The 12507-nt window shown below is 37.4% G+C and carries 18 protein-coding genes; 12 read left to right on the forward strand and 6 right to left on the reverse strand.

The annotated features are described in order from the left end of the window. Positions 1-3 precede the first annotated feature (3 nt). Positions 4-375 carry an NUDIX hydrolase gene (locus tag B1NLA3E_RS03645; RefSeq protein WP_015592503.1) on the forward strand — a complete coding sequence of 124 codons (372 nt, stop codon included), beginning with the start codon at positions 4-6 and terminating at the stop codon, positions 373-375. A gap of 309 nt (positions 376-684) precedes the next feature. Here the strand turns inward: B1NLA3E_RS03645 and B1NLA3E_RS03650 are convergent, their stop codons facing one another. Together B1NLA3E_RS03650 and B1NLA3E_RS23555 are read right to left on the reverse strand one after the other, a co-directional pair. Next, positions 685-876 (reverse strand): YfhD family protein, encoded by a 192-nt coding sequence (locus B1NLA3E_RS03650; protein WP_015592504.1) that lies wholly within the window; start codon positions 874-876, stop codon positions 685-687. Positions 877-967: 91 nt separating this feature from the next. Beyond that, positions 968-1093, reverse strand: a complete 126-nt coding sequence (locus tag B1NLA3E_RS23555; protein WP_015592505.1) for a YfhE family protein — start codon at positions 1091-1093, stop codon at positions 968-970. A 132-nt stretch (positions 1094-1225) separates the two neighbouring features. Between B1NLA3E_RS23555 and recX the strand changes: the two genes are divergently transcribed. Then, positions 1226-2038, forward strand: coding sequence for a recombination regulator RecX (gene recX, locus B1NLA3E_RS03655; protein ID WP_015592506.1), 813 nt, complete (start codon positions 1226-1228; stop codon positions 2036-2038). A 97-nt stretch (positions 2039-2135) separates the two neighbouring features. After that, positions 2136-2465 carry a YfhH family protein gene (locus B1NLA3E_RS03660; protein ID WP_015592507.1) on the forward strand — a complete coding sequence of 110 codons (330 nt, stop codon included), beginning with the start codon at positions 2136-2138 and terminating at the stop codon, positions 2463-2465. Between the two features lie 40 nt (positions 2466-2505). Here the strand turns inward: B1NLA3E_RS03660 and B1NLA3E_RS03665 are convergent, their stop codons facing one another. Further along, on the reverse strand, positions 2506-2682 hold the full coding sequence (locus B1NLA3E_RS03665; protein ID WP_015592508.1) for a small, acid-soluble spore protein K: 177 nt from the start codon (positions 2680-2682) through the stop codon (positions 2506-2508). 144 nt (positions 2683-2826) lie between these two features. On the opposite strand from B1NLA3E_RS03665, the gene B1NLA3E_RS03670 reads away from it, so the two are divergent. Beyond that, positions 2827-3096 carry a YfhJ family protein gene (locus B1NLA3E_RS03670; RefSeq protein WP_041580889.1) on the forward strand — a complete coding sequence of 90 codons (270 nt, stop codon included), beginning with the start codon at positions 2827-2829 and terminating at the stop codon, positions 3094-3096. A gap of 85 nt (positions 3097-3181) precedes the next feature. On the opposite strand, the gene B1NLA3E_RS03675 is transcribed toward B1NLA3E_RS03670, so the two are convergent. Beyond that, the gene (locus B1NLA3E_RS03675) at positions 3182-4162 is read right to left on the reverse strand and encodes a metal-dependent hydrolase (RefSeq protein ID WP_015592510.1); all 981 of its coding nucleotides are present in this window, start codon (positions 4160-4162) and stop codon (positions 3182-3184) included. 449 nt (positions 4163-4611) lie between these two features. Here B1NLA3E_RS03675 and mutY point away from each other — a divergent pair, with 449 nt between their 5' ends. Further along, entirely contained in the window at positions 4612-5697 is a 1086-nt protein-coding gene (gene mutY, locus B1NLA3E_RS03680; RefSeq protein ID WP_041580890.1) for an A/G-specific adenine glycosylase, read from the forward strand. A 42-nt stretch (positions 5698-5739) separates the two neighbouring features. Here mutY and B1NLA3E_RS03685 read toward each other — a convergent pair whose 3' ends face one another. Continuing rightward, entirely contained in the window at positions 5740-5964 is a 225-nt protein-coding gene (locus B1NLA3E_RS03685; RefSeq protein ID WP_015592512.1) for a hypothetical protein, read from the reverse strand. A gap of 114 nt (positions 5965-6078) precedes the next feature. Between B1NLA3E_RS03685 and fabL the strand changes: the two genes are divergently transcribed. From fabL to B1NLA3E_RS03720, 7 genes are all read left to right on the forward strand, one after another. Further along, a complete protein-coding gene (gene fabL, locus B1NLA3E_RS03690; RefSeq protein ID WP_015592513.1) occupies positions 6079-6828 on the forward strand; it encodes an enoyl-[acyl-carrier-protein] reductase FabL in 750 nt (249 codons plus the stop codon). A gap of 102 nt (positions 6829-6930) precedes the next feature. Continuing rightward, positions 6931-7251, forward strand: coding sequence for a gamma-type small acid-soluble spore protein (locus B1NLA3E_RS03695; protein WP_015592514.1), 321 nt, complete (start codon positions 6931-6933; stop codon positions 7249-7251). 380 nt (positions 7252-7631) lie between these two features. Further along, positions 7632-7883, forward strand: coding sequence for a YgaB family protein (locus tag B1NLA3E_RS03700; protein WP_015592515.1), 252 nt, complete (start codon positions 7632-7634; stop codon positions 7881-7883). 204 nt (positions 7884-8087) lie between these two features. After that, positions 8088-8618: a nucleoside tri-diphosphate phosphatase gene (gene ntdP, locus B1NLA3E_RS03705; RefSeq protein WP_015592516.1), complete on the forward strand. Its 531-nt coding sequence runs from the start codon at positions 8088-8090 to the stop codon at positions 8616-8618. A gap of 101 nt (positions 8619-8719) precedes the next feature. Further along, positions 8720-10498, forward strand: coding sequence for an ABC transporter ATP-binding protein (locus B1NLA3E_RS03710; RefSeq protein WP_041580279.1), 1779 nt, complete (start codon positions 8720-8722; stop codon positions 10496-10498). 89 nt (positions 10499-10587) lie between these two features. Next, positions 10588-10854 carry a hypothetical protein gene (locus tag B1NLA3E_RS03715; protein WP_015592518.1) on the forward strand — a complete coding sequence of 89 codons (267 nt, stop codon included), beginning with the start codon at positions 10588-10590 and terminating at the stop codon, positions 10852-10854. A 24-nt stretch (positions 10855-10878) separates the two neighbouring features. Beyond that, entirely contained in the window at positions 10879-11214 is a 336-nt protein-coding gene (locus tag B1NLA3E_RS03720) for a spore coat protein (RefSeq protein ID WP_015592519.1), read from the forward strand. A gap of 72 nt (positions 11215-11286) precedes the next feature. On the opposite strand, the gene B1NLA3E_RS03725 is transcribed toward B1NLA3E_RS03720, so the two are convergent. After that, positions 11287-12366, reverse strand: coding sequence for an FUSC family protein (locus B1NLA3E_RS03725; RefSeq protein WP_015592520.1), 1080 nt, complete (start codon positions 12364-12366; stop codon positions 11287-11289). Positions 12367-12507: the final 141 nt, after the last annotated feature.

Genomic DNA, 12507 nt, shown 5'->3' on the forward strand with positions numbered 1-12507 from the left:
GTAATGGTTATTAATCATGAAAAAAAGATCTTACTTGTTGAGGGTAATTTAAGGGGATGGGAGTTCCCAGGCGGATACGTGCAAAGGGGAGAATCTATTCAAGCTGCAGCCATCAGGGAAGTGAAGGAAGAATCGGGAATAGATATCCACATTACAAAATTTTTAGGTGTCGAACAAAATATCGAAAAGTCGACAGTCGTCATAATACTGAAAGGGAAGCTTGTAGGTGGTAAACTTACGATTTCTGATGAAAATCAAGATGTAGGTTTTTTTTCCTTCGATCATGCACTAAATAAAATCAATCGAAAAAATTTCAAGGCCCGCTTATTAAGGTGTGTTGATAAAAAGGTGATTCCTTTTTTCATTGAATCATGATGTTATCAGCACTTATGGTGCTTTTGCTCTATACTATCAAAAAAAGTATCCACAATATCCACACTTTTTCGAGGTTATCCACATTTTTTTATCCACATCCTACACGGAAAACAGGACCTTATAATTAGGTGTTCTATAAAGTTATCCACATTATCCACATATTTGTGGATAAATATGTGCACAAGTCGATGGGGATAGATCATATAAACAAAAAAGCCGGGCGTATGCCCGGTTTATTTCGTAAAGTAAGAAAGTATAACTTTTAAATTAGAGAACTGTCTAGCGCAGGCGCCTTGCGCTTTTCTAATTTTATTTATTTTTTTTCTTTACCCGTTGATTAGCTGCATTTGCGCGTGCTAGAGCTTCTAAGTCAGCATGGTCTGCTACCTCTTGTGAAAACTCCTCATCGATTCCATCAGACTTCTTTAAATTCTTTGGCACTTGAGGCAGGGAACCTTTATTGCTATCACGTGTTTTATGGCGACTATGCATTCGGCCCATTTGTAAATCCCCTTTCGACAGTAAAATAAGAAACGTATCTGTTTCCCATGTTATCTTGTGTTGAAAGGGGATTCGTTATGAATGGTAATAATTAATGTCTTGGGCGTTTTTCTGTAAAACCGCCAGCGCGGTCCGCCATTTTAAACTCGCGTTGATAGCTAACTTCTTGGGCACTTGATAATGTCGTTCTCATTTTTTCGCGTTTCTTTTTTTCCATTTAGAATTCATCCTTTCCATACGGGACTTTTGATTTTTGAACACAGTTTCCATTTTTCCCTATTAAAAAAGATCAATACCACAATAAGCGATTTTTTATTAAATATGGTACATTTAATTTGAGGTGACATGAATGCCAGTTATTACAAAAATTACCGCTCAAAAGAAGTTAAAAGATCGTTACAACATTTTTACTGATGCTGGAGATGGAGAGAAATATGCCTTCAGTGTCGATGAGGATGTATTGATAAAACATCAATTAAAAAAAGGGATGGAACTTGATGATTTTGCACTAACGGAAATCCTTTTTCAAGACGATATCCGGAAGGCATACGGACAGGCCGTCCAATACTTGGCAACAAGAATGAGGTCTGAATTTGAAGTGAGGCAGCAACTTAAGAAAAAAGAGGTTGCTGAACCAATTGTAAACGAAGTGATTCATAAGCTTTATTATCATCAATTTATAAATGATCAGGAATTCTCCCTCGCTTTTGTTCGGACACAAATGAATACTACCGATAAAGGGGCTAATGTGATTAAGCAGGAGTTAAAGGAAAAAGGAATAAATGCCTCATTAATTGAGAATGCCTTATTAGAATACCCATTTGAGATGCAGCTTGAAAAGGCCATCACACTCTCAAATAAATATTTACCAAAAAACACCAGAGATTCAGGAAAGATTGCAAAACAAAAAGTCGAACAAATGCTGGTTAGAAAAGGCTACTCCTTTGAAATCATCAAGGAAGCGAACAATCATATTGATGGTAGTAAGGATGAAAACGAAGAAATGGAAGCATTAAGAAAACAAGGTGAGAAACTGGTTCAAAAATATAAACTGTATTCAGGTTATGAATTTTCGCAAAAAATCAAACAAACGTTGTATCGCAAGGGGTTTTCGATTGACCAAATTGATCAATTCTTATCTGAGGTTGAAAATCAAGAATGAAAATGTGAACATTTGCTATTCTAGTACAGTGTTCTTTATTTATTCAAACAAAGTCTCTATACTGAAAATATAGAATAAAAACTATGGGGTGGGGGAAATGCAACAGGAAAAACGATATAGTAACTTGAATGAATTTGAATTAAGGCAGGAAATTGCTACTTTAAACGAAAAGGCAAAAAAAGCTGAACAACTGGGCATGGTTAATGAATATGCAGTTTTAGAAAGAAAGGTCGTCATGGCAAAAGCATATTTGCTTAATCCTGAAGACTTTTTACCTGGTGAGATATATGAAATTATCGGTGACCCAGGTGCCTACTTTAAAGTGGATTATTTAAATGGTGTATTTGCTTGGGGATACAGATTAAATGGAGATGGCAAGGAAGAGGCCCTACCAATTTCAATGCTGAAAATTGAAGCACGAAACTAATATCCAATCCGTGCTTCAATTTTCTTTTTCCTGTGCCTTCCTATTTTAAAAAGTCTGTTGTGTTGCTTTCTTGATGGCTTGATGCATTCATTCGTTCCTGAGGTTGAGTGTTAGTTGTCCCATCAGCTCTTTTTGAAGCATAATCTGCACTTGGCTGGGGTTTTCCTTCGAACTTATTATTATTTTGGTTTGGAAATCCCTGTACTTTATTCCGCATTTAATCTCCTCCACAAACGATTTAGGAAACGTGCTAAACAAATGCACGTACACATTAGCTTCACACGTGCCTATAGTATTTGAATTAAACAGGAAAGGTATGTTTGAAACTGCTATTAAATCATTGGAAATGGGGTACCGAAAAATGAATGAATATCATCAACGGCTTGCAGACTACTTGCTAGAAAAAAATAGTCAGCTTTCATACGATCAAGCAATAACTTGGGTTGAACTCTTATGGGAAGACTTTGAAACAACCCGTGCTAAGTCAGGCCGAGAATACATGGGAAGATCGACAACAGAAAGAATTGTAAAACAATGGATTGGACTTTATGGGGATAAGTTACATGATTTTGTCGCCCAAAATCCAAAATATAAGGATTATCTACATGAAAATCCAAGAATGCTCCATTAAAATAAAGCGATGCTAACATAGCATCGCTTTATTTTTGTGAAACTTCTATCTGGACTTATACATACAATGTGTTTCCTTTTTCGATTTAACTAGGAAGGACATCTAACTTTTTTCTAAGCTTTTCTTCACTAAAAATCCATCCTGTATAGGAATTGATAATGTTAAGCTTTAAATCTAATTGAACCACTGCAACAAATGGGTAATGATCTTTGCTCCTATAGCGTAGGTCAATAAATCTAACTTCATAAGATTCATCAAACTCATCCATCTCCCAACGGTAAACAGGGGAGAATGAAAGAAATGCAGAAAGGTTTTTATCCTTTTTCGCCGCTTCTAAAACCGGAGAATCAGGTACAGGAACACGGTTGAATTGATCAAGAATATTTACATGGTTGTTCCGTGCTCTACCTACAAAAAATTGGTGTTTATTCATAATCGCCAATCTCCATTGGTTAAATTTCATGGTTGGCGAAATAATGATTTCGGTATAATCTGGAATGATTTTTTTTACCTCAGACAAGACCTTTTGCTTCGCCTGATACCTTATAATATAATAAGCGACTAGGACTGCGTAGATGCCCAAGAAAGTATAGCCAGGATTGGCACCAAACAACCAAAATAATAAACCAGCAACATGAATACCGAAAATAAACGGGTCAAATGTGTTTATAACACCTAAAGCAAGCCACTTGCTAGAAAACGGTCGTAATGCTTGCGTACCGTATGCATTAAATATATCTACAAAAACATGGAGAAAAACTGCCAAAAAGGTCCACATCCAAAGGTGCAGTAGGTTGGCCTCTGGGAAAATTGGATTGATGAAAGCAGTGATGATCAGTGGCCATAATAATACTGCTGGAATGGAATGGGTAACTCCTCTATGGTTGCGGATATAGACTGCATTATTCTTTAACTTTAAGACAGTATCAATATCAGGTATTTGAGAGCCAATAATTGTAGCAATAAAGACACTCGTCGCAGTTGCTGTACTTCCAGCAATTGCTGGGTCTAATGTGGATAATCCCCCAAGTGCTAGTCCCATCACTACATGAGTACCTGTATCCAAAAGGGAAGACCTCCTTTTATTTTAAAGTAAGAAAGTGAACTTCGATAACTGTCTAGCTCCAGCGCCCAGCGCCTAGAGGACTTCACCCACCTCCCTACGATAAGTCAACATCGAATCGCTGTCGCTCTTCGTGTTTCCTTTATCTCAGTCGGTGTGCTCCAGTCCTGTCGTGCGCTAACCAGGGCGCTTGCGCTTTTCGTAATAAGTTCCTATATATTAAGTGTAACAATAATTATCCCTTTTTCACAGCTAGAACGCTTGGTTTTTAACATGATATATAGAGTTATGGTTCAATATTGAAAGTTTTACTTTATAGAGTATGCAACTTGGTCTTTCTTATTTCATAAATCATTATAGGGTTTTAAAAAAGGGCTTTTTTTATATCAATCTGCGATAAAAAAATAAATGTTTTCATTTACACGGAGGAAAAAAACGTGAACGACAACAACATGGATAATCTTAAACAATTCGATACTGAAGGATTCCAAGTAGATCTGATTGGTTGGTTTAATAAAGAACAAAGACAGCTGCCGTGGCGTGAAAATCAAGACCCGTATCGAGTTTGGGTTTCAGAAATCATGCTTCAACAAACAAGAGTTGATACGGTTATTCCGTATTATAATCGGTTTATGGAGCAGTTTCCGACAATCAAAGCGCTTGCTGTGGCTCATGATGAAAAAGTATTAAAGGCATGGGAAGGACTCGGCTATTATTCCCGGGTAAGGAATCTCCATACTGCAGTGAAGGAGGTCTATGAACAATATGATGGAATAGTACCAAATACTCCCGCCGAAATAGCATCTCTTAAAGGGGTTGGACCATATACCGCAGGTGCTATTCTAAGCATTGCTTATGGGCTTCCTGAACCTGCAGTGGATGGAAATGTTATGCGAGTGTTGTCGCGAATATTATTAATTCGGGAGGATATCGCCAAGCCTTCAGTAAGAAAGATATTTGAACAGGCGGTACGAAACCTAATTTCCCACGAGAATCCTTCTTTTTTTAACCAAGCACTAATGGAATTAGGGGCCCTAATCTGCACACCAACTTCCCCATCCTGCTTGTTATGCCCAGTACAAGATTATTGCCAGGCATTTGCAGTGGGAGTACAAGAGGAGCTACCGATAAAAACCAAAAAGAAAAAGCAGCGACTTGTTCAACTTGCTGCAGCAGTCCTTCGTGATAAACAGGGGAAGATTTTGATTCATAAACGACCAAGTGAGGGGTTATTGGCTGATCTATGGGAATTCCCTAATATGGAAATCAATCTTCATTTTAAAAACGAAAAACAGCAACTAAATAATTATTTTAAAGAACAATATCTAGTAGCGGTGGATCTCAAAGAATTTATCGGACAAATTGACCATGTTTTTACCCATTTAGAATGGAATATCCATGTATTCGCTGGTGAATTAAAATCAGAAGTACAGGAAACCTCTCATGTTCGCCTTGTTTCTGTAGAAGAGCTTACCGAGTTTGCCTTCCCTGTATCCCATCAAAAAATGTTCCAATTGTTTTTGAATGGAGGAAGGTAAAGGGTTCGACTATGAATGATGAGACCATTAAAAGTCATCGTATTAATCATAAGTAATTTCTGTCCCGTGTGTATAATCTGCTTCGTGGTGTCTAAGCCCACCACGCCGTTCGATTTCCTTTATTATTTCACGATGAATCGTTTGACCCTCGACGTTCAAATATGGAACGACTTGTTGTAAGGAATGGTGGAAAAAGGCAAGTTCACTTTCTTTCCATTCTGATTTAGACATCATAAGTAATTCTGTCATGTCCCGACCAACATACATTTGCATAACCTCCAAAAAAGATAGTCGGGTTAGTTTTGTACTTTTGATTGTTATCTATACCGGGAAAAGCTAAAATAAATATACAAATGTACTTAGAAAAGAGGAAAATTAAGAATGAGTCAAAAGGTAGCACTCGTAACTGGAAGTAGCCGAGGAATTGGAAAGGCAACAGCACTACGCCTTGCAAAAGAGGGCTATGATATTGTGATTAACTATGCAAGAAGTAAAAGCGCAGCGTTAGAGGTTGCTGAAGAAATTAAAGCAATGGGAAGAAAAGTTCTAGTTGTTAGAGCAAATGTCGGTGATGTTGATAAAATTAAAGCGATGTTTGAGCAAATAGACCAGGAATTTGGACGGTTAGATGTGTTTATAAGTAACGCTGCATCGGGGGTTATGCGCCCATTAATGGAGCTCGAGGAATCACATTGGGACTGGACATTAAATATCAACAGTAGGGCCCTTCTTTTTTGTGCGCAGCAAGCTGCCAAGCTGATGGAAAAAAACAATGGTGGCAGAATTGTCAGCATTAGTTCTTTAGGGTCGATTCGTTATTTTGAGAATTATACAACAGTTGGAGTATCAAAAGCTGCTGTTGAAGCATTAACTCGATATTTAGCAATTGAACTCGCTCCAAAAAACATTGTTGTGAATGCAGTTTCGGGTGGGGCAATTGATACCGATGCCTTAACACATTTCCCAAATCGTGAGGAAATGCTAGCAAAAGCAAAAAGGAAAACACCAGCAGGAAGAATGGTGGAAATAGAAGATATAGTAAATACGATTGTGTTTTTACTTTCTGGACAGGCAGATATGATTAGAGGACAAACAATTATTGTGGATGGTGGAATTTCCTTACTCATCTAATATTGCAAGTCAACTATTCCTACCTAAAACATTAAATGGAAAAAAATAGTAGAATAGTTACCTCTACGGCTGGATACATTAATAGTCGTGGAGGTGATAACAATGGCAAACTTCAATCAACAACCAAACAAAACTTCAGCTGGAACTAACATTCAGCAAGTAAGACAACAAAACGCTCAATCTGCACAAGGTGGGGCTGGAGCATTTGGCACTGAATTTGCGAGCGAAACAAATGCTGCTGAAGTAAGACAGCAAAACGCTCAATCTGCACAAGCTGGAGCAGGAGCTAGTTCTAGTGCTAGTGCTGGTCAATTCGGTACAGAATTTGCGAGCGAAACAAATGCTGCTGAAGTAAGACAACAAAACCAACAATCTCAAGCTAACAAGGCTAAAAACTCTGGCCAATTTGGAAGCCAAAGCTAATACGATGAAGGCACTCTTCTAACCGAAAGAGTGCCTTCTTTTTTTATGATAATGCTGTGTTAAAGCTCAATTGATTTTTTGCACAATGTTGATTGGAGTGGAAGGCGCGAAGACTCCTGCGGGAGAAGCGGGACAGGTGAGACCCCACAGGCGCTTAGGCGCCGAGGAGGCTCACCGCCCGCCCCTAAGGTGCGCGAAGCGACTGGAGCGGAAATCAACATTCTAGTTTAACAGAGCCTACGATAAAAAAATTTAAAATCAGCGGGTCAACTTTGTTTTCGACAAAACTACCTGATTCTCAACATAAGTAGTCAAAGGGAATCACAAGAAAAACACGAATACATAATAACAAATCTTATTTTTTAGGACGGTGGAGGAAAATGACGGACTTTAACCGTTTGGTTTCGGAGCAAATGAAAACAATGGATCATTTGCTAAATCTTCAGTCAAAACTAGAAAGATGCCAAGAAATTGAACAAGAACTAGAAAAGCAGCATGAAGAGACTAAATTGGTAGATGCTCAGTCCGAAATCAGCCGGTTGAAGAATGAGCTAAAGGAGGTTCATAACGTTTTTGAACAACAAATAGAGGAAGTGATTCGTTCATACCAAATCATGAATGTTACATGTTAATCAGGCACTTGTAATAAAAAATTCACATACAAATCGAGCTATTGAGCATTTTCAATGGCTCTTTTGTTTTAAAATTCATGTTTAACCGTTATAATAGTAGAAAATAGGAATAGTTCTTTGTTGCCTTTTTATTTTTTCTAAAAATAGAAATTTTTATAAAGCTGATAGGTCACAAAGCGTCCGGGATGAAAGTAGGGGAGATTAGTGGGCGTACCCATCGAAGGTGAAACAGTACAAATTCATAGCTATAAACACAATGGGCACATCCATCGCGTCTGGGATCAAACAACCATTTTAAAAGGGACTCAGAATTTAGTGATTGGTGGAAATGATCGAACCATGGTAACGGAGTCCGATGGGAGAACGTGGATTACCCGGGAGCCTGCTGTAGTTTATTTCCATTCACAATACTGGTTTAATGTTATTGGGATGCTTCGGGAAGACGGTATTTATTATTATTGCAACATCAGCTCTCCGTTTATTTTTGATGGGGATTCGATAAAGTATATTGATTATGATTTAGATATAAAAGTATTCCCTGATATGACCTTTAATTTGCTTGATGAGGACGAATATGAACGCCATCGGAAGGAAATGAAATATCCCGATATTATAGATGTAATATTAAAGAGAAACGTGAATGAGTTAATACAGTGGATTCGCCAAAGAAAAGGTCCATTTGCACCAGATTTCATTGATATTTGGTATGAAAGATATTTGACCTACAGAAGGTAATGGTAAAATAATTATAAGTGTCAACAACCTGTTGATGATGGTCAACAGGTTTTCCTATGAATGGAAATAGATTTACCAGTTTTAATAAGGGGTGAAAAAATTTGGGTAACATCCGGAGATATTTGCAATTTGTAAAACCATATCGACTTCAAATATTCGGAACTGTTTTGATTGGGATTTTGAAGTTTGTCATCCCCCTTATCATTCCTATTTTAATAAAATATGTAGTCGACGATATTATCGGAAGTAAGGTATTAAGTGATCAAGTTAAACTAGATAGGTTATTTATGATTATGGGAGTCATGATCATTGTTTTTGTTATTCTTCGTCCACCCGTTGAGTATTATCGACAATATTTCGCTCAATGGACAGCAAACAAAATCCTCTATGACATTCGAGATCGATTATTTACTCATATTCAAAAGTTAAGCTTCAAATATTATGCTAATACAAGATCTGGTGAAATCATTTCGAGGGTCATCAATGATGTGGAACAGACCAAAACATTTGTCATATCAGGTTTAATGAATTTATGGTTAGATATTGCAACGATTGTCATTGCGATTGCCATCATGTTTTCAATGGACTCCGTACTGACAGCTGTTTCTCTTGTTCTCTTTCCATTTTACGCCTTTTCTGTTCGGTACTTTTTCGGGAACCTTCGTAGATTAACGAGGGCTCGTTCTCAGGCTCTAGCAGAGGTACAAAGCTATTTGCATGAACGAGTTCAAGGGATGCCCGTTATAAAAAGCTTTGCGATAGAGGACTTCGAGCAAGGCCAATTCGATAAACAAAATCGCAACTTTTTAACGAAGGCATTAGACCATACCAAGTGGAACGCCAAGTCCTTCGCTGTTGTTAATACCATTACCGACATCGCACCGATCATTGTGATTGGCTACTCCGCCTATGAAGTCATTCAAAATGACCTAACCTTAGGTACAATGGTTGCGTTCATAGCCTATATTGATAAGCTATATGGTCCATTAAGAAGATTAGTAAATTCTTCAACGACGATCACCCAATCAATCGCGTCAATGGACCGTGTTTTTGAATTTATCGATGAAAAATATGACATTGAGGACGCACCCAACTCAATTGAGTGTCAGAATGTGCAAGGAAATATTATCTTTGATCATATAGACTTTTCTTACAATGAGAATGAAGAACCCGTTTTAAAGAATTTGAATCTTGATGTTAAAAGGGGAGAAACAATCGCTCTTGTTGGGATGAGTGGCGGTGGTAAAACGACTTTGATTAGTTTAATACCCCGCTTTTATGATGTCACCAAAGGAAGGATTTTGCTTGATGGAGTTGATATTACCTCCTTTAAGGTCCGCTCCCTTCGTGATAAAATAGGTATGGTTTTACAGGATAATATTTTATTTAGTGAATCTGTCTTGACCAATATTTTACTTGGAAAACCGACTGCTACAGAAGACGAAGTGATAGAAGCAGCAAAAGCAGCAAATGCTCATGAATTTATTTTGAACTTGGCTGAGGGTTACCAAACAAAAGTTGGTGAAAGAGGAGTAAAACTATCTGGCGGTCAGAAGCAAAGAATTGCGATTGCTAGGGTATTCTTGAAAAATCCGCCGATACTAGTCCTTGATGAAGCGACCTCGTCTCTTGATTTAGAAAGTGAGCATTTAATTCAGGAGGCGCTGGATAAACTAGCGAAGGAGCGGACAACGTTTATTGTCGCTCACCGATTATCAACCATTACACATGCTGATCGAATAGTGTTAATTGAACACGGTGAAATAATTGAAATAGGTAGCCATGAACAATTGATGAAGAAGAAGGGCAATTATTATAATTTATTCCAAGTACAACAACTTGAGCCAAGAGAAGTAGAAGGGACTCAGACCGTTAGTTAACGGTTTGAGCTCTTTTTTTTTAAGCATAGTTTATCGAACAATTGTTCATTCTATATTATGTTACGAGCAAATATGAAGGGAGTAATTATATGCCGAATCAAGTGCCAATTTCAAGTCCTCCTAGAGCGATCACAACAAAGGATTTGCTCTATATAAAGGATGCATTATCATGGGAACTTCTCGCGTTTAAAAAATTCCATTTTCTCGCACAACAGGTGCAAAACTCTGAAATAAAGCAGGCTCTTAATAAAGTGGGGCAAATGCACCAAAGACATTTCCAAAAATTATTATCACATCTTCAAGTTAATAATAATAACGCACTAGCGAATCTGCCTAACCCACAACAGGTTCAATAGATAGCATTAATCAATGGAGGCTGAATGATGCAAAACCAGCAAAATCAAATCGCAAATCCACAATCAGGACAATTGCCACAAGTAAAGGGTCCAGAAATGAATGATCGTGATTTTATTAACGATGGCTTAAGTACATGCAAATACTTAACAGACAGCTTAAACAGTGCAGTTCGTGAAGCTAGTCACATTCAGCTTCATGGGGACTTGTTACAGATTCTGACAGAAACGCACCAAAGCTCTCGAGACCTCTATAACTTAATGTTTCAGAACGGTTGGTATAAGCTAGAAGCTGAAGAACAACAAAAAATCGATCAGGCATTCCAACAATTTAATAACTATTCCACGCAATTTCCGTATTAAGAACTAAATAGGCTGATTCAGAATTTGGACCTCAAAAAAATATGAGAACCAAATATATTGAATCAGCCTATATTAATTTTTTTCCTCTTCAATTGAGACTTCATTATCTCGCTTATGAAAGGCTTGAAAGCTGTTAATAAGAGTTTCCAAGTGTTCAATTTGTTCACGATATTCAATGATTACGGCAATCACCTGCATTGAATGGAAAAGCATCGGGGATTGAGGGTCTTCAACTTCCTGTTGCTGTGCCAAAAATAAATCAAATAATTCTTTTTTGCTCAGACATAAGGACTGTTCTTCAAAAATCCCGCCCGATTTTATTTTTCCAATAAACTTCAGAAGTAGCTGCTCATGGTGATTTATGAGGCAATCAAGTTGAGATTGGACTGCATATTGGAACACCTGTGGCATTTGGTAGAGCTCATTTTCATAACGATGGAGGCGTTTTAAGGCTTCTAAAGCTCGTTTTGAAGTGGAAACCATCTGACGATAGACAACTAGCTTTCGTGATTTTACTAAACCTGCTTTTTTGAAATAATTCCGTTCTTCTTTGTACATATAATAAAGTTGATCGAGTTTGATCATTTCATCTTTTATAGTCTCAATATCATGTTTTAATAAGCGGTGTTCAGATGCATGACGAATGCTATGGCGAATCCAACGTATAATATCATCAGTTACATCGGTAATCCTATTGTAGAGCTTATTTTCATATTTGGGAGGTAAGAATACTAAGTTCACAACAAATGCGGAGAGGACACCAAGCATAATCGTAGCAAAGCGAATGATGGCAAATTGAATGAATTGATCTCCAGGCGTTTCCATAATCGCTAATAACGTAACTAGGGAGAGACCAATTGTTTTATCAATTTTCAACTTCAAATTAATTGTGATTACGATGATTGCAGCCAAGCCAATAATGAAAATGTTATTTCCGAATAACAAAACAAAGATGATAGCTAGGAGTGCCCCAACTAAGTTTCCTTGGATCTGTTCAATGATTGTTAAATAAGAGCGATAAATAGTAGGCTGGATGGCAAAGATTGCAGCAATTCCAGCAAAAACAGGGGAAGAGAAATTGAGCAGATTTGCGATAAAAAGTGCAAGAATAATTGCGATTCCCGTTTTAAATATGCGGGCACCAAGCTTCATAGTAGGATCCTTTCTAAAAACATTTTTCATTTAAACAGGTAGAATTCGCCTTACTGTTTACGTTTTTCCTTTTACCGAACAATTATGTACTATACAATGATTAATTATGAAGTTCAAGGGATTTTTTTAAAATAGTAAATT

Source organism: Bacillus sp. 1NLA3E (genome assembly GCF_000242895.2).
Lineage (GTDB): Bacteria > Bacillota > Bacilli > Bacillales > Cytobacillaceae > Bacillus_BU.